This window comes from Pseudomonas sp. Teo4, assembly GCF_034387475.1.
Taxonomy (GTDB): domain Bacteria; phylum Pseudomonadota; class Gammaproteobacteria; order Pseudomonadales; family Pseudomonadaceae; genus Aquipseudomonas.
The window spans coordinates 1,262,426-1,284,911 of record NZ_JAXCIL010000001.1; the positions used below are offsets into that span (position 1 = coordinate 1,262,426).

The following is a 22,486-nucleotide window of genomic DNA, read 5'->3' on the forward strand; positions in this document are numbered from 1 at the left end:
TGCCGAACGTTCAACGGATAGCGAAGCGCAACGCACTGCGAAGCAGGCGCTGCGAGGAAACGAGCGAAGCGCTCGCGCAAGGAACTAGCTGACGATTTGCCAGAAACCGTTCTGCTTGGCCGCTACGCAGGCCGGCAGACGTTGCAGGGTGATGCGGCCTGGGCCGGAGGATCGGCGCAGATACCCATGCATGGCGCCACAGCGCACAAGCAGTCGCACGTCACCTTGGACATGGCGGTTGCCTGAGTGTGGGTATGAATGGGCCATTGCACAGCGCTCGGAGGAATTACCCATATACAACAGCAATTTTCAGGCCAATAACCTGATGAAGCCCAGAAGCTGCGGGCTTGAGAGGTTTTGGTTGATGGAATACCGTAATACGGTGTTACGTAGCGTATCGATAGGCTGAAAATTGTTTCTTCCTGAAGCAGCAGAAGGCTGCTGATGGTCCAGACTGTCTGATGCGAACGGCTTTCGATGCCGTCGTTGCCCAAGGGATGTGGCAGCTTCGGCGTCCATGTCCGGCCGCTGAATGCCAACTGTGCCGAGGGTTGTACATGGACGAGCGTGGTCCTTGCCGGTCGCTTCTGCTGGTCTGCGTCATGGCGGTGCTGCCCAAGGCGGCGTTTGCGACGCAGGATTGCCAGCATCTCACCGCCACAGGTAACCCAGAGTACCCCCCTTACCTGTGGCGTGACCCGGAAAACCCGCAGCGACTGATCGGGGCCAATGCCGACCTGCTCCAGCATGTGGGCAAGAGCCTGGGCCTGGAGGTGCAGGTGTTTTATACCGGCCCGTGGTCCCGGGCGCAGGAAGAGGTGCGCACCGGCCACATCGACCTGATGGCCGGATACTTCCTGACCCAGGCGCGACAACAGGTGATGGACTTCGTGAAGCCGGCGTTCCTGCACACGCCCAGCGTGGTCTGGGTGCGCCAGGACGGTGCTTTTGCCTACCAGGGGTGGGCTGACCTGCAAGGGCGCAAGGGCGGCACGTTGGTCAGCAACAGCCATGGCCAGCAGTTCGACGACTATGCCAAGGCCCACCTGAACCTCGAAGCGGTGCCCAGCGCCAAGCAGGCCTTCGAGAAACTGCTGCTCAAACGTAACGACTATGTGGTGTACGAGCAGTACCCCGGCATGGCGCTGGCGCGCACGCTGGGCATGGATCAGAAGCTCAAGGTGCTGGAGCCGCCGGTGGCCAGTGAAGGCCTGTACTTGGCGCTGTCACATCATTCGCCGTGCAATCAGCCCCTGCTGCGCCAACAGCTGGCGCAGAAGATGAAAGAGATCGTTGAAGGGCCGCTGCCGGGGCAATTGCTCGAGCAGAATCTGGAGCGTTGGAAGAACCAGCAGAAGAGCGCGATTCAGCGCTGATGCTGGAGACTACCGCTACAGGGGCTGCTGTGCAGCCCATCGCAGGCTTCGCCAGCTCCCACGGGTAGCTAATTGAATTATCCCTATCCAACTCCTTGGGGGTAGTTCACACCGTGGGAGCTGGCGAAGCCTGCGATGGGCCGCACAGCGGCCCTAATGGCCCTGGCTGATGAGATCGGCCGGTGTATCGACATCGCGCAACACGCCCGCATCCTCCACATCGACCCTGCGCCAGGCGTGTGGATTGTGCAGAATCACCTGCCTGCCACCCTGGTCGCCCTGCACCTGCGCAAGCGCTGGCCAGAACGCACGGCCAAACAGCACCGGATGACCGCGTTGGCCCTGGTGAAACGGCAATACAATGTGTCTTTCGCCGGCTTGCGCGCACAAGCGCTGCAGTGTCTCTGACGTCACCCAAGGCATGTCCCCGAGCAGGATCGCCACCGCCTGAGCCTGTGACCCATGCAGCGCTGCAATGCCCGCAGCCAGGCTGGCGGACAGGCCGCTATCGGCGTGCTCGGCATAGACCACCTTCACGCCTGCATCCAAGCCAAGTCGCTGTGGCTCATCCCCTGGGCGCAGCACCACAACCACCTCGTCGAAGTGCTCTTGCACCCGCCCTAGCGTCGTGGCCAGCAATGTCTGGCCCGAGGGCAGGGCAGCGATGCGTTTGTCGCTGCCAAAGCGTGTAGCCCGCCCGGCCGCCAGTACCAGCGCCGCGCAGGTCGGCTGGCCTGCTGTCACGCACCTACCTCCTGGGCGAACTTGGCTTGGCTTACGTTGAATGCGCCAGGTAACGCCACGCCATTCTTGGTCGCGAGCAGCTCGGCCATGACGCTGACGGCGATTTCAGCCGGGGTCTTGCTGCCGATGTAGATACCGATGGGGCCGTGCAGGCGCTGCAGCGAAGCTTCGGTCTCGCCGAAGTGCTCGACCAGGCGCTCGCGGCGCAGCTGGTTGTTACGCCGCGAGCCGATCACGCCGATATAGAACGCCGGGCCATGCAGGGCTTCGAGCAAGGCCAGGTCATCGAGCTTGGGGTCGTGGCTGAGGCCGACGATGGCGGTGCGCATATCGGCGGCATAGACCCGTACCACGTCATCGGGCATGCCGACCAGCTTCTCCACCCCGGCAACGTTCCAGCCGTCCATGTACTCGGGGCGTGGGTCGCAGACCGACACCTTGAAACCGTTGAACAAGGCCATGGTCGCCAGGTACTCGGCCAGTACGCCGGCGCCGATCAGCAGCAGGCGATATCCCGGGCCCAAGGTGTTGACCATGCGTTGGCCATCGAAGCTGAACGGGGTCGGGGTGCTGGTGACGGTCAGTTGGGCCTCGCCAGTGCGCAAGTCCAGTGTCCGTTGCACCAGGCTACCGGCATCGAGCTGGGCCAGAAGCTCATCCAGGCTGTGCCATGACGGGCTGAACTCCAGGATCAGCTCCAGGGTGCCGCCGCACGGCAGGCCGAAACGGTGCGCTTCATCGGCGCTGACGCCATACCGGACCACGTCAGGGCCTCGCTGTGCAATGCCGCTGCCGCCGTAAGCGGTGGTGTAGCGGTGAATGAGATCGTCCTCGATACAGCCCCCGGAGACGCTGCCGATCACGCGGCCATCGTTGCGCAGGGCCATCATCGAGCCCACGGGCCTGGGCGACGATCCCCAGGTACGGGCCACGGTGGCCAGCAATACCGGTTCACCGGCTGCGAGCCAGTCCCGGGCGGTGCGCAGGACCAGCAGGTCGATACTTTCCATCAGTCAATCCTGTTCAGCGCATCTGCAGAATGATCGGGCTGCTGCTGGCCGGGTCGGTGTGCCCGCGCAGCTTGGCGACCGCCTGGGCATTCACCGCGTCACCCTGGTTGCCCCAGCTGCCGCGGACATAACTCAACACCTCGGCAATCTCCTGGTCGGACAACTGCTCGCGGAACGCTGGCATGCGATAGGCATCCGGCAGCCCGGCCGTGACCACCCGCTGCGAGCCGTTGAGGGTGATGTTGATGGCCGATGCCTGCTCCTTGGCCAGTGCCGATGTGGCACCGGCCAGCGGTGGCATCCATTCGGCCTGGCCTTTGCCGTCCAGGCCATGGCAGGAGGCACAGCGGGTGACGTAGGTGTGCGCACCGGGCGCGTCGAGCTGGGTGCTGGCGGACACCGCCTGATACTGCCAAGGCGTGCCATCGCGCTGCGGGTCGCCGGGCAGCGATGCAAGGTAGTGGGCGATGGCCGCCAGGTCCTGGTCATTCATGAACTGGGTGGAGTTGTTGAAGGCCTCGGTCATCGAGCCGAACACCACGGCGTGCTGGTTGCGGCCGGTCTTGAGGAACCGCACGATATCGGCCTCGCTCCAGCGCCCCAGGCCGGTGTTGTGGTCTGCGCGCAGGCTCGGTGCATACCAGCCATCGAGCAGGGCGCCGGACAGGAACGCGTCGCCGGCCTCGTCCAGCGCTTTTTCGTTGAACGCAAGGCCCCGTGGTGTGTGGCAACTGCCGCAATGGCCCGGGCCCTGGACGATGTAGGCGCCGCGGTTCCACTGGGCGTCTTGCGCGGTTTTTTCCGCGTAGGGCGTGTTGGGGGCGAACAGCCCATTCCAAAAAGCAATCGGCCAACGCATGTTCAGCGGCCAGGGAATCTCGCCAGCTCGGTTGGGTTGGTTGACCGGCTGCACGCCTTTCATGAAAAAGGCATACAGCGCGCGCATATCATCGTCGCTGAGCTTGGCGTACGAGGGGTAGGGCATGGCAGGGTAGAGCCTGCGCCCACCCGGTGCGACGCCGTGGCGCACGGCCCGGTCGAAGTCGGCAAGGCTGTAGGCGCCGATACCGGTGGTGCGGTCGGGGGTGATGTTGGTGGCATGGATGACGCCCAGCGGGGTGGCCATTTCCAGCCCGCCGGCGAATGGCGCCTGCCCAGGCAGGCTGTGGCAGGCCACGCAGTCACTGAGCCTGGCCACGTACTCGCCACGGCTGACCAGCGCCGCCTCGTGTTGGGTGATGGGCTGGTTCTGAAACGGTGAGGCGGGCTCGCGGCTGACATACCAGGCCAGCAGGCCGGCTGCCAGCAGGCAAGGCAGCGCGAGCCAGCCAGCGGTTCTTGCGAATCGGCTTCGGGTCATGGGCAATCCTGGCTCGCTCAGCTGAAGGTGTAGCGGCTAAGGGGCATGCTGCGAATGCGCTGGCCCGTGAGCCGCGCTACCGCGTTGGCCACCGCCGGAGCGACTGCCGGCAGCGGCGGTTCGCCAATGCCGCCCATCTTCGCGCCGCTTTCGACAATGCGCACATGCACCCTGGCCATGCGCGAGGGCGGCAGGATCGGGTACAGGTCGTAATTGCGCGCCCTCGGTTTGCCGTCGACGTACACCGCTTCCTCAATCAGCGCCTGAGACAGCCCCAGAGCCACGGCACCGTTGACCTGCGCTTCGATGATCGCCGGGTTGACGATGCTGCCGGGGTCGATGGCCTGCCAGATGTCGTGCACCTTGACCTGGCCATTTTCGATGGACACCTCGGCAATCACCGCCGCCTCGGAGCCGAACGGCGACGCCATGGCGATGCCTCGGGCGCGCTTGCTGCCATCCTCGGCGGTGAACGGGCCGCGTTTCCAGCCGCCGGACAGTTCCTCGACGGCTTTTAACAGGTTGGTCAGCCGCGGGTTGTCTTTAAGCAGGTGCTGGCGCAGTTCGAACGGATCCTTGCCGCCCTTGTCGGCCAGTTCGTCGAGGAAGGCCTCGTAGAAGAAGTCGTTCAGCGAATTGCCCACCGAGCGCCAGTAGCCCAGCATCACCGGGCCTTTGACGTAGATTTGCGCAATGCGCTTGTTGGCAATGGCATACGACTTGCCGGAAAGCCCCTCCAGCGCGGTGGGGTCGATTTTCTCGCCCTGTTTGCCGGCCAGGGCCTCGGTTGGCCCTTCGGTGGCACTGACCGCCTCGATGGCGACCGGTAGGCCGTCGGCATCCAGCGCAGCGCGGAACTTGACCACCGCCATGGGCCGATGCACGTCACGCAGGAACTCTTCCTCGCGGGTCCAGATGAGTTTGACCGGTCGGCCGACCGCTTTGGCCAGTTCAATGGCCTGCGGGTAAGGGTTGGCCGACTCGTACAGAAAGTGCCGCCCGAAGAAACCGCCCAGCAGCGGCGAGTGCAGGGTGATGCGCGCCGGGTCCAGGCCGGTGCGCTTGGCGATGTCGTCGCGGAACATGTCGGGTGCCTGGTTGGGCAGCCAGACGTCCAGCGAGCCGTCGGGGTTGAAGCGGGCGATGGCCGACGGCGGCTCCAGCTGGGCATGGTTGAGGTACTGGTTGTGGTAGGTGGCCTCGACCGTGGTCTTGGCATCGGCCAGCGCCTTGGCCACATCGCCTGCGACTTCATCGTCACGGGCCGGCCCGGTTTCGGCGGCCAGGCGTTCACGGAAGGCGTCGCTGGAAAAGTCGGCCGGCATGGCCCGCAGTTTCGAGTCGGCCGCAGGCTCTTGCCAATCGACCTGTATGGCCTCGACCGCACGCTTGGCGTGCCACCAGCGTTCGGCCACCACCGCCACGGCGCCTGGCAGGCGATGCACCGAATGCACCCCCTTCATGGCCTTGACCTGGTCTTCGTTGCGCAGGCTGCCAACGGTCATGCCCAGGCGCGGTGCATGCTGCACGGCGGCATGCAGCATGCCGTCGACCTTGATGTCGATGGTGTACTGCGCCTTGCCGGTGGATTTGTCGTAGGCATCGACCCGGCGCACGGGTTTGCCGATCCAGCGGAACTGGCTGGGGTCGCGCAGCTTCACGCTGGCCGGGTCCGGCACGGGCAGGTCCATGGCACGTGCGGCCAGTTCACCATAGGCCAGCGAGCGGCCAGAGGCGGCATGCAGCACTTTGCCAGGCTCGGTGCTCAGCTCGCCGACTGGTACACCGAGTTGTTCGGCAGCGGCCTGCAGCAGCATGGCCCGGGCCAGGGCGCCGAGACGGCGCATGGTCGGGTAGCTCATGCGCACCGACATGCTGCCACCGGTAATGCGCATGCCGTTTTCCATCACCACGTAGGTTTCGCCGGGCGGCGCGCTGTCGAGCACGAAGGTGGCAGGGTCGGCATCCAGCTCTTCGCCGACGATCTGCGCCATGGCCGTGTAGACGCCCTGGCCGCCTTCCATGAACGGGCACAGCAGGCGCACGGTGCTGTCCGGGCGAATTTCCAGAAATGCCGGCACCTGGGTGCCGCGCTCTGCGGTGGCGGCCGCTGCGGCCTGGACACGGGCCGAGCCCAGCGGCAGGCCGAAGCCCAGGACCAGTGCGCCGACCGCTGTGCCGGCCAGAAAGCGCCGACGCGACAGGTTGACCGTTTCGCCCAACGGCAGCTTCAGCAGGTCGTCAGGGGTGTCGATGCGAATGTTCATCAGGCTTTACCCCCTTCGGCCAGTTCATGCACCGCCGCGTGAATGGCGTTGTAGGTGCCGCAGCGGCACAGGTTGACCATCGCCGCGTCGATCTGCGCGTCACTGGGTTTGGGGGTGTGCTTGAGCAGCGCGGTGGCGGCCATCACCTGGCCGGACTGGCAGTAGCCGCACTGGGCCACCTGGTGCTCGACCCAGGCCGCGACCACGCGCTTGCCCACCTCGTCGGCTTCGATGGCCTCGATGGTGGTCACTTCGCGGCCGACCACGCCCGCCACGGGCGTGACGCAGGCACGCACCACGTTGCCGTCCACCAGCACCGAGCAGGCGCCGCACTGGGCCAGGCCACAGCCGTATTTGGTACCGGTCAGGCCCAGGTCGTCACGAATCACCCACAGCAGGGGCGTGTCGGCGTCGGCCTCGACCTGGTAGGTCTTCTGGTTGATCCGTAGTTCCATGGTTCACCTGCTGATCATCGGTTGCTGTCGCATGTTCTTTTTGAGTGGGGAATACGTTGTTCCCCAATCCAGAAACGCTAGCACAGGGGGATGACCGTTGGTCTGGTGCAGGGCGCAGGTTCAGAGGATCAGGCAAGCAATCCGGTGGAATGCGCAAGCCGGCTCTTACACGTCTATGTGGGAGCCTCTGTCTTGTGTTGTCTGTACTGGCCTCATCGCCGGCAAGCCGGCTCCCACAGGTACTGCAGTGATCTCAAGGTCGGCGCGGTTCATGTGGGAGCCGGCTTGCCGGCGATAAGGCCCGTACAGACAAACAGGACTTCCAGGCCGAAAACCCGGATAATGCCGGCCAATTTCGTTTTGCACGCTTAAATCACGGTAATTCCCGCATGGAAATCAAGGTCAATTTTCTCGACAACCTTCGCCTAGAAGCCAAGTTCGACGACTTCACGGTCATCGCCGACCAGCCGATCCGTTACAAGGGCGATGGCTCGGCGCCGGGTCCGTTCGACTACTTCCTGGCGTCGTCGGCCTTGTGTGCGGCCTATTTCGTGAAGCTGTACTGCCAGACGCGGAACATCCCCACCGAGAACATCCGTCTTTCGCAGAACAACATCGTCGACCCGGAAAACCGCTACAACCAGATCTTCAAGATCCAGGTCGAGCTGCCCGAAGACATTTCCGAGAAGGACCGCCAGGGCATCCTGCGCTCCATCGACCGCTGCACGGTGAAGAAGGTGGTGCAGACCGGCCCCGAGTTCATCATCGAGGAAGTCGACAACCTCGATGCCGACGCCCAGGGCCTGCTGATGCCGGTGGCCGATTCCACCACCTACATCGCCGGCAAGGACCTGCCGCTTGAGCAGACCATCGCCAACATGTCGTCGATCCTGGCTGGGTTGGGCATGAAGATCGAGATCGCCTCGTGGCGCAACATCGTGCCTAACGTGTGGTCGCTGCATGTACGCGATGCGCAGTCGCCGATGTGCTTCACCAACGGCAAGGGCGCAACCAAAGAGGCCGCACTGGCCTCGGCGCTGGGCGAGTTCATCGAGCGGCTGAACTGCAACTTCTTCTACAACGACCAGTTCTGGGGCGAGGAAATCGCCAACGCGCCGTTCGTGCACTACCCCAACGAGCGCTGGTTCAAGCCTGGGCCCAAGGATGCGCTGCCGGTGGAAATCCTCGACGCGTACTGCCTGGACATCTACAACGGCGATGGCGAGCTGCGTGGCTCGCACCTGTACGACACCAACTCGGGTAACACCGAGCGCGGCATCTGCTCGCTGCCATTCGTGCGTCAGTCGGACGATGAGGTGGTCTACTTCCCGTCCAACCTGATCGAAAACCTGTTCCTCAGCAACGGCATGAGCGCAGGCAACACCCTGGCCGAAGCCCAGGTGCAGTGCCTGTCGGAAATCTTCGAGCGCGCGGTGAAACGCGAGATCCTCGAAGGCGAGCTGGCCCTGCCGGATGTGCCGCAAGAGGTGCTGGCCAAGTACCCCGGCATCCTGGCCGGTATCCAGGGCCTTGAAGAGCAGGGCTTCCCGGTGCTGGTCAAGGATGCCTCGCTGGGCGGTGAGTTCCCGGTGATGTGCGTGACCTTGATGAACCCGCGCACCGGTGGCGTGTTCGCCTCGTTCGGCGCCCACCCAAGCTTCGAGGTGGCGCTGGAGCGCAGCCTCACCGAACTGCTGCAGGGCCGCAGCTTCGAAGGCCTGAACGACCTGCCGCAGCCGACCTTCGAAAGCCACGCATTGACCGAACCGAACAACTTCGTCGAGCACTTCATCGATTCCAGCGGTGTGGTGTCGTGGCGCTTCTTCAGTGCCAAGGCCGATTTCGAATTCGTCGAGTGGGACTTCTCCGGCCAGGGCGAGGACTCGAACGTTCAGGAGGCCGAAACCCTGTTCGGCATTCTCGAAGACATGGGCAAGGAAGTGTACATGGCGGTGTACGACGACCTCGGCGCCAATGCCTGCCGCATTCTGGTGCCGGGCTACTCGGAGATCTACCCGGTCGAGGACCTGATCTGGGACAACACCAACCGTGCCCTGGCGTTCCGTGCCGATATCCTCAACCTGCACAGCCTCGAAAACCGCGCGCTGCGTGCGTTGCTCAAGCGCCTGGATAACTGCGAGGTGGACGATTACACCACCATCACCACCCTGATCGGCGTCGAGTTCGACGAAAACACGGTGTGGGGCCAGTTGACCATCCTCGAGCTCAAGCTGCTGATCTGCCTGGCCTTGCAGCGTTTCGAAGACGCCAAGGAGCTGGTCGAAGCCTTCTTGCAGTTCAACGACAACACCGTCGAGCGCGGCCTGTTCTACCAGGCCCTGAACGTGGTGCTGGAAGTGGTGCTGGATGACGAGCTGGAAATGGCCGATTACGAAGTCAACTTCCGCCGCATGTTCGGCAACCCGCGCATGGACGCGGTGCTGGGCTCGGTGGACGGCAGCGTGCGCTTCCATGGCCTGACCCCGACCAGCCTCAAGCTCGAAGGCCTCGACCGTCACCTGCGCCTGATCGAAAGCTACAAGAAGCTGCACGCCGCACGGGCCAACGCCGCCAAGTAAGGGTCAGTCGGGCGCGACGTTGCACCGGTTGCGCCCGAGCCGTTTGGCTTCGTACATGGCCTTGTCCGCCCGCGCCAGCACCTCTTCGGGGGTGTGACTGGCGCCCCCGGCACCGCGCACGTAAATGCCGATACTGGCGCCGATGGTCACCTGCGTGTCGCCGAAGCGGAACGGGTTGGCCAGGGTATCGCACAGCTTGCGTCCGATATCCCGGGCCGCGGCCTGGTTGGCCACTGAAAGGGCAATGACGATGAACTCGTCTCCGGCCAGGCGGGCCACCACATCGTTGGCCCGCATCACCGCCAGCATTCGGCTGGAGGCCGCCTGCAGCAGCAGGTCGCCGGTTTCGTGGCCGCATTCGTCGTTGACCTTCTTGAAGCCGTCCAGGTCGATGAAGTACAGCGCGAAGGCGATCTGTTGGCGCAGCGCGTAGGCCAGCTCGTGATGTAGCACCGCACGGTTGGGCAACCCGGTCAGCGGGTCGAGGGTCGCCTGGTCGAGCAACGACTTCTCGCGTTTCTTGCGCTCGGTCACGTCCAGCGACATCACGAAAAAGCCTTCGACCTTGCCCTGGCGTACGTCAGGCACGTAGCTGGTGTGCCAGACACGTGGATCGGCGGGGTTGTAGCGCACATCGTCAGCCTCCACGCGCTCGCCGGCCAGCGCCTTTTGGAAGAACGGCAGCAAGTGTTCGTACACATGCGTGGGCAGCACTTCGTCGACCTTGCGACCTTTCAGGTGGACCGGGTCCAGGTCAAAGATCTCCTTGTACAAGGCGTTGTTGAAACGGTACCTGAGCGCCGTGTCGATGTGTGCGATCAATACCGGCAGGTTGTCGGCAATGGCCTGCAGCGTGGTCTGGCTGCGTTGCAGGTCTTCGGTGCGCTGGGCCACCTGCTGCTCCAGCGAGGCCTGGTATTGCTGCAGGCGCAACTGGCTGCGGCGTACTTCGGTGATGTCGCGCACCGAGGCTACCAGCTGCGTGGGCGAGCCGTGTTCGTCGTGCAGGGCCGACATGCTCAGTTCCACCCACACCACGCCGCGTGCGTGACTTTGCAGGCGCAGGGTCTGCATGGCGCTGTCCTGCTCGCCGCTGAGCAGTGGCTGGGCGAGGGCGGTGTAAAGGTCGCGATCCTCGGGATGAACCTGCTGCAGCAAGGTGACCAGCACCAACGCCTCGGGCGGTTGGCCCATCAGCTGGCAAAATTCCCGGTTGGGTTCGTAGATACGGCCATCCAGGCTGAGAATGGCCTTGCTCGAAGGGCCTTCTTGAAACACCGTGCGAAAGCGTTCGGCCGAGGAAGTCAGGGCACTGCGTTCGGCCTCTTCGACAATGCGGGCGTCGATAGCCAGGCTGCGATGCAGCAGCTCGCGCTCGACGATCCGGGCCAGGTCGCGCAGGTGTGCCAGGTCTGCCTCGCTGAGTTGGCGTGGCCGGGTGTCCAGGGCGCAAAGGGTGCCGATGGTCAGGCCGCCGGCAAAGCGCAAGGGCACGCCGGCGTAGAAACGGATGAACGGGGCACCCACCACTAAAGGGTTATCGGCGAAGCGGGGGTCGGCTTTGGCGTCGGCGATCACCAAGGTGTCGTCGGCGTGTAGGGCATGGGCGCAGAACGCCACGTCGCGGGAGGTCTGCTGGGCGTCCAGGCCATGGCGCGACTTGAACCACTGGCGGTTCATGTCCACCAGTGAAACCAGGGCCATGGGCACGTCAAGCAGGCTGCCGACCAGGCGGGTGATGCGGTCGAAGTTTTCCTCGGCCGGTGTGTCGAGGATGTTCAGGCTGTCCAGAAAGCACAGCCGAGCGGCTTCGTTCAGGGGTGGTGGGGCGATTTGCATGGTGGGTCTCGCTTCCGGGCTGCGATGTCCTGATGCCAACCTTAGCGGGACGCTGTGGAAGCGCAAGCCGTCCGTTGGATCGGATCTAAACGGTTATATCCTTGTAATTAACGGGTCTTGCCGTTCGGCCCTGTGCTGCTTGCCGCGCCGCGATTGTGGCGTTTAGCTGATGAGTGGCCCTCAGTCGGCCTGAATCCTTCCTGACCCAAGGCGCGTCGACCGCCCCAAGTCGTTCGGTCGAGCGCCACACAGTAGGCGCAGACCATGAGCACATCTCTGGATTTCAATGCGTTGAAGACCCGCCAGCAGGCCGCCTGGGCCAGCGGCGATTATGCGGTGATCGGCACCACCTTGCAGATTGTCGGCGAGCGCCTGGCCGAGGCCTGCGACCTGCGCTGGGACGAGCAGGTGCTGGATGTCGCGGCCGGCAACGGCAATGCCACCCTGGCCGCTGCGAGGCGAGGCTGCAAGGTGACCTCCACCGATTATGTACCCGCGCTGCTAAAACGCGGCGAAGAGCGCGCCCGCGCAGAGCACCTGAGTGTCGAGTTCCAGGTGGCGGATGCCGAGGACTTGCCGTTTCGTGATGGCGCTTTCGATGCCGTGATCTCGACCTTTGGCGTGATGTTCACACCAAACCAGGCACAAGCAGCCCGCGAGCTGGCCAGGGTATGCCGCTCTGGCGGACGGATCGGCCTGGCCAACTGGACGCCGCAAGGCTTCATCGGGCAGATGTTCAAGACCCTCGGGCGGCATGTGCCGCCACCCGCCGGAGCACTGCCACCATCGCGCTGGGGGGATGAAGCACAATTACGGGAGATGTTCAGCGGTGAAATCGGCTCGATGGACATCAGCCATGAACACTTCAACTTCCGTTATCGCTCGGCCTCGCATTTCATCGATGTGTTCCGTACGTGGTACGGCCCAGTACACAAAGCCTTTGCTTCGCTGGAGCAAGACGGGGCACGGGCGCTGGAGGAAGACCTGACGCAGTTGCTGAATGAAAGCAACATTGGCGGCGCCTCGTCATTGGTGGTGCCCAGTGAGTACCTGGAGGTCGTGATTGTAAGGCGATGAGCACGCAGGTTTGGTACGGGTTAGGATAGCCCCAGGTTCTGCTCAGGCTCAGGGACGGAAAATGAAGTGGTTGCAAGGATTGAAGGGTTTCTTCAGGCGCGGGAAGGGCATGGACGCCCACCCCGATTTACCAGCCGTACCCGTCGCGCAAGCGGTCGATATCGATGCCGTGCTGGCTTACCTGCCGAGGTTGTATCCCGATGGCGTAGCGATCAGCACCTACGTAGTGCTTGAAAACGCCCATTACCCCACTTACCACGCCGTGGTTTCGGACTTCTACGACCTGCTGAGGATGCCTTGCTGGATGGAGGTCGACTACCTGGCGAAGGGCGCTGGGCACATGCTGGAAACACCATCGCTTACCGCACAGGCAGATCTGGCGGGCCTGCGCGCCATGTTCACATACTGTTTGAGGGGGGAGCGCTTCTGCGACGGGCATTGGGCCAGCATGATCGAGAAAGGCTATGTGATGAACCTGTTGCACAGGCTGAAAGTTGTGCGTGAGCAGATGTACCCCGATCAGCCCATCAGTGAAATCGACTTGATCTCTCGCTCGGCGGACGGGCGCTACCGCGTCGAGGTGGTGGTTTGGGAGGCCGGGCCTTCGCAATGGGTGCACTCGCCACGGGTAGTCGATACCTTGGCGGGGAGCTGCGTGTTTCGTTTCGAGGACGCGCGTTGGTCTGCCGAACAGGCCTCGTGGTTGAGCCCGACGCGGGTTCGCCTTCAACTGCGCAAGTACCCAGGGCAACCGTTGGCCGAAGGCCTGTGGGTGGACATCGAGTGTGGGCAGCAGGTAGCACACTGGGGAGAAGGAGGCGAGGTTGGGCTGGCAGACCTGGAGAGCATGCTGGACCGTATGCTGGAAAAGCTCGGCGAATAGTACGCCGGCTTACCAGGGGTTGTACGTCCAATGCTCAGGCGCTTCATGAAGAGCGCCTAACGCTTGCACTCGGCCGCGACCACCTGGCAGGTAGCAGGCGTCCCACCCGACCTGCCAGCGTAGCGTATGCAGTTGTTGAGCGACTTTTGCCGGGCGATGCTCAGGGTATTGCCCCAGGCAAGGCCGCCTTCGCCTTGGCTTGGCAGCGCCTTGGCATAGCATTTCGAGCCTGTTGCGGCGGCGGTGTAGCGCGTCTGTTTGGATTTGCTCGAACACCCGGCGGTCAAGGCCAGGCTGATGGCGATCAGAGCACTCGCAAACAGGCAGGTGCAGTGTCGTAGAGGGTGTGCACGCATGTCATTCCCCAAGCTCGGTGACGGTTGCTGTCCGGTTGGTAAATGCGCGTCAGGATATTTCATTACGGCCAGGTGGTGAACTATCCCGCGAACCCTCTTTCCTGGGGGTATAGGAAATGTAGTCGAGTGATGCTGGGGGCGCCTTCCCGAAGCTTGCAGGTTCCCTGTGGGAGCGGGTTTACCCGCGAAGCATGCGACACAGTGCATGGCACCGGCTAAGCCGGTGTTCGCGGGTAAACCCGCTCCCACAGGTGGCTAAAGGATCAGAAACGGTAGTTCAGGCTGGCTTCCAGAGTGCGCGGGGCACCTGGGGTGATCAGGTCGACCGAACCGTGCGCAGAGGCATAGTAGTCGCGGTCGAACACGTTTTTCAGGCGCAGGGCCATGTCCCATTGCGGCACGCTGTACAACAGCGCCGCATCGAAGGTGGTGTAGCCAGGCATCACCACCTTGTTGTCGAGTGCGGTGTAGCGCTCATCCACGTAGTTGGCGCCCGCGGCCACGCGCCATTGCGGGGTCAGGGTGCGTACCAGCCAGACGTTGGCGCTGTTGCGTGGGGTGAGTGTTGGCGTCTGGCCTTCGTTGGCTACGCCGTTGGTCTTGCTGTTGGACTTGGTGATCTCGGCGTCCAGGTAGGCATAGCCCGCATATACCTGCCACTTGTCCGTCAACTGGCCGCTGACGGTGGCCTCGAAGCCATCGGTGCGCTGTTCGCCAGCCAGTACGGTGAGGTTGGGGTTGGCCGGGTCGGCCGTCTTCATGTTGGTGCGTTCGAGACGGAAGATCGCCGCTGTAACCGAGAGGCGGTTGTCCAGCAGGTCCCACTTGGCGCCCAGCTCGTAGTTGGTGGTCTCTTCCGGTTCCAGGTGCTGGTTGCTTGGGCTCACCGCGAACACTTCGCCCGAGGGCTGGTAGCTGCGACTTACCGACACGTAGTAGGACTGGATCGCGTCAGGCTGGTACACCAGGCCGGCGCGGGGGCTCCAGGTCTTGTCGGTGCGGTCGAGGTCGACGTTCTGGCTGCGATCGTCGTCGTATTCCTGGCCGAAGATGTCGTAACGCACACCAACCAGGGCTTTCCAGTGCTCGCTCAGCTCGACCAGGTCCTGCACGTAGAGGCCGGTGGTCTGCTGGTAGTTGGTGCCCTTGGATGACAGGTTGGCGGCATGTTCCGGCACCGGTACCAGGCCGTCGCGGTACACCGGTACCTGGGCCACGTTGTTCTGGCTGAAGACCCGCTGATGCTTGTCCTGCATGCCCACTTCAACGCCGTACAGCAAGTTGTGCTGCATGCCGAGCAGCTGTGCTTGCTGCTTGAGTTCGGTCTGGTTGAACACGCCGTACTCGTCACGCGCCACGTTGCCGCGGTTGAGCTTGACCAGCAACTCGCCATTGGGCGCCGTCACGAAGCGGGTCGGGCTGCTGTCGGCCAGGGTGTTGTTGCGGTCCAGGTCGTAGCGGTAGTAGCGGCTGGTGTTGGTCAGGGTGAAGTCGTCGTTGATGCGGTAGTCGAGGCTGGCGGTGAACGAGAACACCTCGCTGCGGGCGTAGTCCTGGTCGGCATCGCCAGAGCCGAAGCGCTTGTCGCGGTCGACGTCCACCGGACGGTTGCCCAGGGCAGGGATGCCGAAGTCGATCAGGCGCTTGTCGTACAGGTAGGTGGCGCCCAGGTTCAGTTCCAGGTCGTCGGACAGCCTGAAATAGGCCGAAGGGGCGATGGCCTTGCGGTCGATGTAGCCGTCGTCGCGGAAGGTGTCGCTGTCTTCGAAGGCGCCGGTGACGCGGTAAGCCTGGTTGCTTTGCGGGTCGGCGAAGCCAGTGTCGAACTGGGTGCGGCGCTTGCCTTCGCTGTCGAAGGTGACGCCGACCTCGCGCTTGGGCGCAAAGCCAGGCTTTTTGCTGATGCTGTTGATCAGGCCGCCCGATGATCCACGGCCGTAGAGCACCGCGGCAGGGCCTTTGATGACCTCGACCCGTTCGATGTTGGACAGGTCGCGGAAGTACAGCGCGTCATCGCGCACGCCGTCGATGTACATGTCGCCGATGGCGCTGAAGCCGCGGATGGTGACCTGGTCGCGCTGACCGTCGCCGTTGGACAGGCCAACGCCAGGCACGTTCTTCAGCACGTCCTCCATGGACTGTGCGCCCTGGTCCTTTATCACGCTTTCGGGAACCACGTTCACGGTCTGCGGGATGTCGCGCAGCGGTGCGTCGATCTTCAGCGCGCTCTTGCTTTCGCTGGCCTTGTAGCTTTGCTGCTCGTAGGCGCTGGTAACGGATGTTGCGGGAAGCGCGAGGGCGTCCTGGGTTTGGGCATGAACGGCAGGGGCGACCAGCAGGCCTAGCACTGACAAAGAGGCAGGAGTGGCAGACAGTTTTGCCATGACAAGCGACTCGGTTGTTGTTTTGAGGTCGCGAATGGTAATGGTTAACAAATGTAAAGCAAGTGTAAAGGTTAATCATTTGCTAATAATTTTGTAATGGGATTTCGGATCCAAAAAATCCCCCAAAGGCCAACGTTTGCGGCAGGTTGGTGCGCATTGGCTATGCTTGTCGGCGCGTTAAGATTTCTTACCCATTCGCTTCAGATCACAAGGAAGCTGGCCTATGAAACCCATTAGCTCCCTCGCTCGCGCTGTTGCTCTTGCCTCGTTGTTGACGACGGTTAGCTTCACCACTCAGGCGGCAGATGTGCCGATTGGCAGCGAGGCGCTGGAAAGCCACGTCAAGACCCAGGTCCAAGCCATCGACCTGGAAAAGCGCCAAGTGACGGTAAAAGGTGCGAACGATAAAGATGTAACCTTTCAGCTGTCGGAAAAGGCCAAGTCTTTGCCTAACCTGAAAGTCGGCGACACCGTCGACATTTATGTCACCCGGGCAGTGGCCTACGTCCTCAATACCAACGTTGGCGGTGCGCCGAAGATGAGCGATGAGTCCGGTACCATCCGCGCCACGGCGGACAATCCCAACCCGGGAGGCGAAGCGTTCCGGCAGGTCAGGGTGACTTCGCAGATCAAGAAGATCGACCTCAAGACCCATGAAGTGAGCCTGCTGCCACCGGAGGGCAAGTTGCAGGTGGTCAAGGTCGAGAACCCCGACCTTCAGGCCAGGATGAAGAACCTCAAGGTCGGCCAGACGGTCGATGCCATCTATACCGAAGTGCTGCGGGTAGAGACCTCGCGCTAGCGATGGGCCGTGTAGCGGCTCCGTAGCAAGAACAGTAATCATTGACCCATGGCGTTATACTCGGCGCCCGTTTCACTGAATTCCGAGTAATGCAATGGGTCTTTCCACAACCGCCACACCTGAACCGCGCCGCCTGGGCGCGCCCTTGATCGCCTTGGTCCTGCTGCTGGCCGGCGCCTGGTTTCTCAACCTCAATGCCGGATTCAAGCAAGTGTTGCTGTTGATCGTCGGCGCGGCCCTGGGCCTGACGCTGTATCACGCGGCCTTTGGCTTCACCTCGGCCTGGCGGGTGTTCATCAACGAGCGCCGTGGCGCCGGGCTGCGCGCCCAGATGGTCATGCTGACCCTGGCTGTGCTGCTGTTCTTCCCGGCCCTGTCGGCTGGCAACCTGTTCGGAACCCCGGTAACCGGGCTGGTGGCACCAGCAGGGGTGTCCGTGGTGTTCGGCGCCTTCATTTTCGGCATCGGCATGCAACTGGGCGGCGGTTGCGCCTCCGGCACACTGTTCACCGTCGGCGGTGGCAACGCGCGGATGCTGGTGACGCTGCTGTTCTTCATCATCGGCTCGGTCTCGGCGACCCACCACGCCGATTGGTGGTTCGCGCTGCCATCGTTCCCGGCCACCTCGATTGTTCAGGCCTGGGGTGTCGGGCCGGCGCTGTTGGTGAGCCTGGCGGTGTTCGGCTTGATCGCCTGGGCTACGGTGGTTCTGGAGAAGCGTCGGTACGGTGCCCTGGAAGCGCCGGTCGCTAGCGAGCATCAAGGCCTGCGCCGCTTCCTGCGTGGCCCGTGGCCGCTGTTGTGGGGTGCCATCGCCCTGGCCTTGCTGAACTACGCCACCCTGGCCTTGGCAGGCCGCCCTTGGGGTATTACCTCGGCCTTCGCCCTTTGGGGTGCCAAGACCCTGAGCGGACTGGGGGTGGACGTCGGCAGTTGGGCATTCTGGCAGATGCCGGCCAACGCCAAGGCCCTGGCGGCACCACTGTGGCAAGACATCACCACCGTCATGGACCTGGGTATCGTCCTGGGGGCCTTGCTGGCGGCAGGGCTGGCGGGCCGCTTTGCGCCAAGCCTGAAGATCCCGCTGCCGTCGCTGATCGCAGCTATCATTGGCGGCCTGCTGCTGGGGTACGGCTCTCGCCTGGCCTACGGCTGTAACATCGGCGCCTACTTCAGCGGCATCGCCTCGGGCAGCGTGCACGGTTGGTTGTGGTTGGTGGCAGCGTATGCCGGCAATCTGATCGGTGTGCGCCTGCGTCCGTTATTCTTTGCCGGTGAGCGCCGTCCTGTGGCGCTCACCGGGTGTTAAGCCCATTGATGATCTGAACAAGGAGGTTCGCGTGGCGCATTACACCGCACAAGTGTCCTGGGCACGTGAGGGCCAGGATTTTCTCGGCAACCATTACAGCCGCAGACACCTGTGGCGTTTCGACGGTGGCGTCGAGGTGCCGGGTTCTTCTTCTCCCCATGTGGTGCCGTTGCCGTTTTCGGACGCATCGGCAGTCGACCCTGAAGAGGCCTTCGTCGCAGCGCTTTCGAGTTGCCACATGCTGTGGTTCCTGTCGCTTGCAGCGAAGCAGCGATTCTGCGTCGAGCAGTACGTGGACGATGCTGTCGGTGTGATGGGCCGCGATGACGCAGGGCGCATGGCTATGACCGTGGTGACCCTGCGCCCTAGGGTCGAGTTCGCGGGCCAACGTCAGCCGACGGTGGAGCAGTTGGAGCGCTTGCACCACCTGGCCCATGAGGAGTGCTTCATTGCCAACTCAGTGAAGACAGACGTGCGCTGCGAGCCGGTCTGTCCGCGCTGACCATCAAGAGCGGTTCAAGTCAGGACCACCCTTGCATCATTGGGGTGGTCTTTCCTCGATACTGGATTACTTAATCTTTATATGTAATTGAAAAATAAGGATTTATGTATTTTCAGGCTGATCGTTTTCTTTATCTAGGTTTGGCGTCACAAAAGCTCTGTAAATTATTGATAGTTAAGTAATTATCGCTTCGCGACCGCGTGCTGCACGCACTGCTCATAATACGTCTGCTTGATGTCCGCCGGCTTGAGTCGCGAGCGGCTGTTGTAGGTTTGCTCGGTAATGCCAAAGGCGGTCATGCGCATCCAGGGCTTGGGGAATTTGCGTACCTGCAGTTTCTTGCGGGTGGCGTACAGGGTCACCCCGGAGAGCTTGGCCTGCTGGGCCTCGGCGGCGATCTGCGAACCCCAGCCACAGACGTGGCGATCATTCTGGCTCAGCGTCCTGGCCTGGGCGCCAAAGGCGATCGTGGCCATCAGGCAGCCGGCCATCGTTGCTAGAAGTACCCGCATGTTGCTGTCCTAAGCGTCTGAAGGAGAAGGGAGTTTGCCTTCCATCAACAGGCCTGGGGGCCAGCAATTTGCTGTCAGGTGGTGGCGATGCGACTTCGAATCGCCAGCGTGGTTGGCATGCACGGGCCCGGGAAGTCATGCACTGTAGGCGACACCATTAGAAATACCGCGCCGAGTGTATGTGATCGTACAACTGCTTGCGCTATCATGACGGCTGTCTTTCAAGGTGAAATACAGGGCATGACAGAGCAACAGGTACAGGCAAGAACCCGGCGCAAGCCGCGCAGTCTGGCCCAGGAACTGGTCACGGTGCTGACCGAGCGTATCCGCAGCGGCCAGCTCAAGCGTGGTGACAAGCTGCCGACCGAATCGCAGATCATGGCCGAAGAGGGCGTGAGCCGCACGGTCGTGCGTGAAGCGATCTCGCGGCTGCAGGCGGCTGGGCAGGTCGAGACCCGCCATGGCATCGGCACCTTCGTGCTGGATGCGCCAGCTACCGGCGGTTTCCGCATCGACCCGGCGACCGTGGTCACCCTGCGTGAAGTGCTGGCGGTGCTGGAATTGCGCATTGCCCTGGAGATCGAGTCGGCGGGCCTCGCGGCCCAGCGGCGCAGCGACGAGGAACTGGCCGGCATGCGTGCCGCGCTGGATGAACTCAATGAAGGCGTTGCCCATGCTTCGGACGCGGTGTCGGCGGACTTCCAGTTCCACCTGCGCATTGCCCAGGCCAGTGGCAACCATTACTTCGCCGACATCATCAACCACCTGGGCACCAGCATCATCCCGCGCACCCGGCTGAATTCGGCGCGCCTGGCCCATGACGACCAGGCGCATTACATGAGCCGGCTGAGCCATGAGCATGAAGCGATTTACGAGGCGATTGCCCGGCGCGACAGCGAAGGGGCGAAGATGGCCATGCGCATGCATCTGAGCAACAGCCGTGAGCGCTTGCGTCAGGCGCATGAGGAAGCTGAGGCGCAAGGGGCCTGAGGTTTGAAGGTGCATGCCTTGGAAGGTTCGGTGCCTGTTAGATTGAGCGCCGCCCGCGCGGCGCATCGCGAGCAAGGCTCGCTCCTACGTTTGTTTCGGGCCAATTATTCCTGCGGAAGTTGCGCGCGAACGCTTTGGCGCACGACTCGAAGTCGCGTCGAACGAACAAGGCGGTCGCGCGCGTCTGTCACAGACATTACTGGCCCGAAAAAACGTAGGAGCGAGCCTTGCTCGCGATGCGCGCGCGGGCGGCGCTCGATCTACTGAACGGCGCAAACCTGACGCCGGACACACTAAAAAAGCCCCGCATATGCGGGGCTTTCTTTGTATCAGGACAATCAGATCGCCCCATCACTCCACTGCCCGTTGACCAGGCGACGCAGCCCCAGCGGGTTGCTGTCACGCAGCGCTTCAGGCAGCAGCGCCTGCGGGTAGTTCTGGTAGCACACCGGGCGCAGGAAGCGGTCGATGGCCAGGGTGCCGACCGAGGTACCACGGGCATCGGACGTTGCCGGGTATGGCCCGCCATGTACCATCGCATCGCACACTTCCACGCCGGTCGGGTAACCGTTGACCAGAATGCGGCCTACTTTTTCTTCCAGCAACGGCACCAGCCAGGCGAAGGCTTCGAAGTCCTCAGGCTCGCCGATCAACGTGGCGGTCAGTTGGCCGCGCAGGCCCAGCAGGGCGGCGCGCAGTTCGGCGTTGTCCTTGGCTTCAACGGCCACGGTGGTCGGGCCAAATACTTCTTCCTGCAGCAGCGGGTCGGAATCGACCAGCAGGCGGGCATCGGCCTTGAACAGTTGGGCGCGGGCCTGGCTGCCTTCTTGCGGCTGGCCGGCCAGGTGCTCGATACCGGTGTGGGCGTGCAGGTGCTCGAGGCCGCCGACGTAGCTGCGCAGGCCGCCAGCGTTAAGCATGGTTTGGCCGGCTTGCTGGTCCAGTTGCTGGCCCAGGTCAGCCAGCAACTGGCTGTACTGCGGCGATTGCAGGCCGATCACCAGGCCCGGGTTGGTGCAGAACTGGCCGGCGCCCAGGCATACGGAACCTGCCAGCTCACGGGCGATGGCTTCGCCACGCTTGGCCAAGGCTCCCGGCAGGATGATCACCGGGTTGATGCTGGACATCTCGGCGAATACCGGAATCGGCTGTGGACGCTCGGCGGCCATGCGGCACAGGGCATCGCCGCCTTTGAGCGAACCGGTGAAACCGACTGCCTGGATGGCCGGGTGCTTGACCAGCCACTCGCCGACGCCGCCACCAAAGACCATGTTGAACACGCCTTTGGGCATGCCGGTACGTTCGGCGGCGCGGATGATCGCGGCACCGACCAGGTCGGCGGTGGCCATGTGGCCGCTGTGGGCCTTGAACACCACCGGGCAGCCGGCGGCGAAGGCGGCAGCGGTATCGCCACCGGCGGTGGAGAAGGCGAGCGGGAAGTTGCTGGCGCCGAACACGGCCACCGGGCCGACGCCGATGCGCATCTGGCGCAGGTCGACGCGTGGCAGCGGTTGGCGCTCTGGCAGGGCCAGGTCGATACGTGCACCGAGGAAGTCGCCACGGCGCAGCACTTGGGCGAACAGGCGCATCTGGCCGCTGGTGCGGCCACGCTCGCCCTGGATACGGCCGGCTGGCAACGCGGTTTCACGGCAGACAATGGCGACGAAGGCGTCGTCCAGTTCATCCAGTTCGGCGGCAATGGCGTCGAGGAATTCGGCGCGGCGGGCCGGGCTCAGCTGGCGGAACTCGGCGAAGGCAGCCTTGGCAGCGTTGGCGGCCTGGTCGACTTCGGCCTCGGTGGCCTGGGCGAAGCTGAAGGGCAGGGCCTCGCCAGTGGTGGCGTCCAGGCTCTGCAGGCGCTGTGGGCCGGCGGCGCTGCGCTGGCCGGCGATGAAGTTGTGGCCGAGGATCTCAGGCATGGGGTGCTCCTGTAGAGGGAAGTGACGAGAGAATGTTTACTTGAAGGTCGTGCTCGGTCTTTGTGGGAGCGGGTTTACCCGCGAAGCAGTCGTCGCGGAACATGGCACCGGCTTCGCCGGTG

At 63.2% G+C, this 22,486-nt stretch carries 19 protein-coding genes; 8 read left to right on the plus strand and 11 right to left on the minus strand.

The window, feature by feature from the left end; genetic code table 11:
- Positions 1-84 precede the first annotated feature (84 nt).
- Positions 85-267, minus strand: a complete 183-nt coding sequence (locus tag PspTeo4_RS05990; protein ID WP_322362826.1) for a hypothetical protein — start codon at positions 265-267, stop codon at positions 85-87.
- 290 nt (positions 268-557) lie between these two features.
- Here PspTeo4_RS05990 and PspTeo4_RS05995 point away from each other — a divergent pair, with 290 nt between their 5' ends.
- Positions 558-1,376, plus strand: coding sequence for a substrate-binding periplasmic protein (locus PspTeo4_RS05995; RefSeq protein ID WP_322362827.1), 819 nt, complete (start codon positions 558-560; stop codon positions 1,374-1,376).
- Between the two features lie 153 nt (positions 1,377-1,529).
- Here PspTeo4_RS05995 and PspTeo4_RS06000 read toward each other — a convergent pair whose 3' ends face one another.
- From PspTeo4_RS06000 to PspTeo4_RS06020, 5 genes are read right to left on the minus strand one after another with little or no spacing between them, the layout of a single operon-like run.
- A complete protein-coding gene (locus PspTeo4_RS06000; protein ID WP_322362828.1) occupies positions 1,530-2,120 on the minus strand; it encodes a nucleotidyltransferase family protein in 591 nt (196 codons plus the stop codon).
- Positions 2,117-3,130: an XdhC family protein gene (locus PspTeo4_RS06005; RefSeq protein WP_322362829.1), complete on the minus strand. Its 1,014-nt coding sequence runs from the start codon at positions 3,128-3,130 to the stop codon at positions 2,117-2,119. The genes PspTeo4_RS06000 and PspTeo4_RS06005 overlap by 4 nt, the downstream gene beginning before the upstream one ends.
- A 13-nt stretch (positions 3,131-3,143) precedes the next feature.
- Positions 3,144-4,490 carry a cytochrome c gene (locus PspTeo4_RS06010; RefSeq protein ID WP_322362830.1) on the minus strand — a complete coding sequence of 449 codons (1,347 nt, stop codon included), beginning with the start codon at positions 4,488-4,490 and terminating at the stop codon, positions 3,144-3,146.
- A gap of 17 nt (positions 4,491-4,507) precedes the next feature.
- Positions 4,508-6,757, minus strand: coding sequence for a xanthine dehydrogenase family protein molybdopterin-binding subunit (locus PspTeo4_RS06015; RefSeq protein WP_322362831.1), 2,250 nt, complete (start codon positions 6,755-6,757; stop codon positions 4,508-4,510).
- A complete protein-coding gene (locus PspTeo4_RS06020) occupies positions 6,757-7,212 on the minus strand; it encodes a (2Fe-2S)-binding protein (protein ID WP_322362832.1) in 456 nt (151 codons plus the stop codon). Before PspTeo4_RS06020 ends, PspTeo4_RS06015 begins: the two co-directional genes overlap by 1 nt.
- A gap of 389 nt (positions 7,213-7,601) precedes the next feature.
- Between PspTeo4_RS06020 and PspTeo4_RS06025 the strand changes: the two genes are divergently transcribed.
- Entirely contained in the window at positions 7,602-9,791 is a 2,190-nt protein-coding gene (locus PspTeo4_RS06025) for an OsmC domain/YcaO domain-containing protein (protein ID WP_322362833.1), read from the plus strand.
- Positions 9,792-9,794: 3 nt separating this feature from the next.
- Here PspTeo4_RS06025 and PspTeo4_RS06030 read toward each other — a convergent pair whose 3' ends face one another.
- Entirely contained in the window at positions 9,795-11,630 is a 1,836-nt protein-coding gene (locus tag PspTeo4_RS06030; protein ID WP_322362834.1) for a diguanylate cyclase domain-containing protein, read from the minus strand.
- A 264-nt stretch (positions 11,631-11,894) separates the two neighbouring features.
- Here PspTeo4_RS06030 and PspTeo4_RS06035 point away from each other — a divergent pair, with 264 nt between their 5' ends.
- Both PspTeo4_RS06035 and PspTeo4_RS06040 read left to right on the plus strand, forming a co-directional pair.
- On the plus strand, positions 11,895-12,707 hold the full coding sequence (locus tag PspTeo4_RS06035; protein WP_322362835.1) for a class I SAM-dependent methyltransferase: 813 nt from the start codon (positions 11,895-11,897) through the stop codon (positions 12,705-12,707).
- A 109-nt stretch (positions 12,708-12,816) separates the two neighbouring features.
- Complete coding sequence (locus PspTeo4_RS06040) at positions 12,817-13,590, plus strand: DUF6508 domain-containing protein (RefSeq protein ID WP_322362836.1); 774 nt, start codon at positions 12,817-12,819, stop codon at positions 13,588-13,590.
- Positions 13,591-13,646: 56 nt separating this feature from the next.
- Here the strand turns inward: PspTeo4_RS06040 and PspTeo4_RS06045 are convergent, their stop codons facing one another.
- Both PspTeo4_RS06045 and PspTeo4_RS06050 read right to left on the minus strand, forming a co-directional pair.
- The gene (locus PspTeo4_RS06045) at positions 13,647-13,946 is read right to left on the minus strand and encodes a hypothetical protein (protein WP_322362837.1); all 300 of its coding nucleotides are present in this window, start codon (positions 13,944-13,946) and stop codon (positions 13,647-13,649) included.
- Positions 13,947-14,209: 263 nt separating this feature from the next.
- Positions 14,210-16,330: a TonB-dependent siderophore receptor gene (locus PspTeo4_RS06050; protein ID WP_322362838.1), complete on the minus strand. Its 2,121-nt coding sequence runs from the start codon at positions 16,328-16,330 to the stop codon at positions 14,210-14,212.
- A gap of 223 nt (positions 16,331-16,553) precedes the next feature.
- Here PspTeo4_RS06050 and PspTeo4_RS06055 point away from each other — a divergent pair, with 223 nt between their 5' ends.
- The 3 genes from PspTeo4_RS06055 (at position 16,554) to PspTeo4_RS06065 (ending at position 18,943) form a co-directional block, all read left to right on the plus strand.
- A complete protein-coding gene (locus PspTeo4_RS06055; protein ID WP_322362839.1) occupies positions 16,554-17,132 on the plus strand; it encodes a hypothetical protein in 579 nt (192 codons plus the stop codon).
- A gap of 94 nt (positions 17,133-17,226) precedes the next feature.
- Positions 17,227-18,441, plus strand: a complete 1,215-nt coding sequence (locus tag PspTeo4_RS06060) for a YeeE/YedE family protein (protein WP_322362840.1) — start codon at positions 17,227-17,229, stop codon at positions 18,439-18,441.
- Positions 18,442-18,472: 31 nt separating this feature from the next.
- A complete protein-coding gene (locus PspTeo4_RS06065) occupies positions 18,473-18,943 on the plus strand; it encodes an OsmC family protein (protein ID WP_322362841.1) in 471 nt (156 codons plus the stop codon).
- Positions 18,944-19,125: 182 nt separating this feature from the next.
- Here the strand turns inward: PspTeo4_RS06065 and PspTeo4_RS06070 are convergent, their stop codons facing one another.
- Complete coding sequence (locus tag PspTeo4_RS06070) at positions 19,126-19,455, minus strand: hypothetical protein (RefSeq protein WP_322362842.1); 330 nt, start codon at positions 19,453-19,455, stop codon at positions 19,126-19,128.
- Positions 19,456-19,695: 240 nt separating this feature from the next.
- Between PspTeo4_RS06070 and PspTeo4_RS06075 the strand changes: the two genes are divergently transcribed.
- On the plus strand, positions 19,696-20,445 hold the full coding sequence (locus tag PspTeo4_RS06075) for a FadR/GntR family transcriptional regulator (protein WP_322362843.1): 750 nt from the start codon (positions 19,696-19,698) through the stop codon (positions 20,443-20,445).
- Positions 20,446-20,783: 338 nt separating this feature from the next.
- Here PspTeo4_RS06075 and PspTeo4_RS06080 read toward each other — a convergent pair whose 3' ends face one another.
- Entirely contained in the window at positions 20,784-22,364 is a 1,581-nt protein-coding gene (locus tag PspTeo4_RS06080) for an aldehyde dehydrogenase (NADP(+)) (RefSeq protein ID WP_416196902.1), read from the minus strand.
- Between the last annotated feature and the right edge of the window lie 122 nt (positions 22,365-22,486).

What these genes read in the sequence shown, in the direction of transcription:
- PspTeo4_RS06030 (WP_322362834.1), bottom strand. Translation starts at nt 11,630, where the DNA reads ATGCAAATCGCCCCACCACCCCTGAACGAAGCCGCTCGGCTGTGCTTT.
- PspTeo4_RS06035 (WP_322362835.1), top strand. Translation starts at nt 11,895, where the DNA reads ATGAGCACATCTCTGGATTTCAATGCGTTGAAGACCCGCCAGCAGGCC.
- PspTeo4_RS05990 (WP_322362826.1), bottom strand. Translation starts at nt 267, where the DNA reads ATGGCCCATTCATACCCACACTCAGGCAACCGCCATGTCCAAGGTGAC.
- PspTeo4_RS06070 (WP_322362842.1), bottom strand. Translation starts at nt 19,455, where the DNA reads ATGCGGGTACTTCTAGCAACGATGGCCGGCTGCCTGATGGCCACGATC.
- PspTeo4_RS06055 (WP_322362839.1), top strand. Translation starts at nt 16,554, where the DNA reads ATGAAACCCATTAGCTCCCTCGCTCGCGCTGTTGCTCTTGCCTCGTTG.
- PspTeo4_RS05995 (WP_322362827.1), top strand. Translation starts at nt 558, where the DNA reads ATGGACGAGCGTGGTCCTTGCCGGTCGCTTCTGCTGGTCTGCGTCATG.
- PspTeo4_RS06010 (WP_322362830.1), bottom strand. Translation starts at nt 4,490, where the DNA reads ATGACCCGAAGCCGATTCGCAAGAACCGCTGGCTGGCTCGCGCTGCCT.
- PspTeo4_RS06080 (WP_416196902.1), bottom strand. Translation starts at nt 22,364, where the DNA reads ATGCCTGAGATCCTCGGCCACAACTTCATCGCCGGCCAGCGCAGCGCC.
- PspTeo4_RS06025 (WP_322362833.1), top strand. Translation starts at nt 7,602, where the DNA reads ATGGAAATCAAGGTCAATTTTCTCGACAACCTTCGCCTAGAAGCCAAG.
- PspTeo4_RS06050 (WP_322362838.1), bottom strand. Translation starts at nt 16,330, where the DNA reads ATGGCAAAACTGTCTGCCACTCCTGCCTCTTTGTCAGTGCTAGGCCTG.
- PspTeo4_RS06005 (WP_322362829.1), bottom strand. Translation starts at nt 3,130, where the DNA reads ATGGAAAGTATCGACCTGCTGGTCCTGCGCACCGCCCGGGACTGGCTC.
- PspTeo4_RS06020 (WP_322362832.1), bottom strand. Translation starts at nt 7,212, where the DNA reads ATGGAACTACGGATCAACCAGAAGACCTACCAGGTCGAGGCCGACGCC.
- PspTeo4_RS06045 (WP_322362837.1), bottom strand. Translation starts at nt 13,946, where the DNA reads ATGCGTGCACACCCTCTACGACACTGCACCTGCCTGTTTGCGAGTGCT.
- PspTeo4_RS06060 (WP_322362840.1), top strand. Translation starts at nt 17,227, where the DNA reads ATGGGTCTTTCCACAACCGCCACACCTGAACCGCGCCGCCTGGGCGCG.
- PspTeo4_RS06015 (WP_322362831.1), bottom strand. Translation starts at nt 6,757, where the DNA reads ATGAACATTCGCATCGACACCCCTGACGACCTGCTGAAGCTGCCGTTG.
- PspTeo4_RS06075 (WP_322362843.1), top strand. Translation starts at nt 19,696, where the DNA reads ATGACAGAGCAACAGGTACAGGCAAGAACCCGGCGCAAGCCGCGCAGT.
- PspTeo4_RS06040 (WP_322362836.1), top strand. Translation starts at nt 12,817, where the DNA reads ATGGACGCCCACCCCGATTTACCAGCCGTACCCGTCGCGCAAGCGGTC.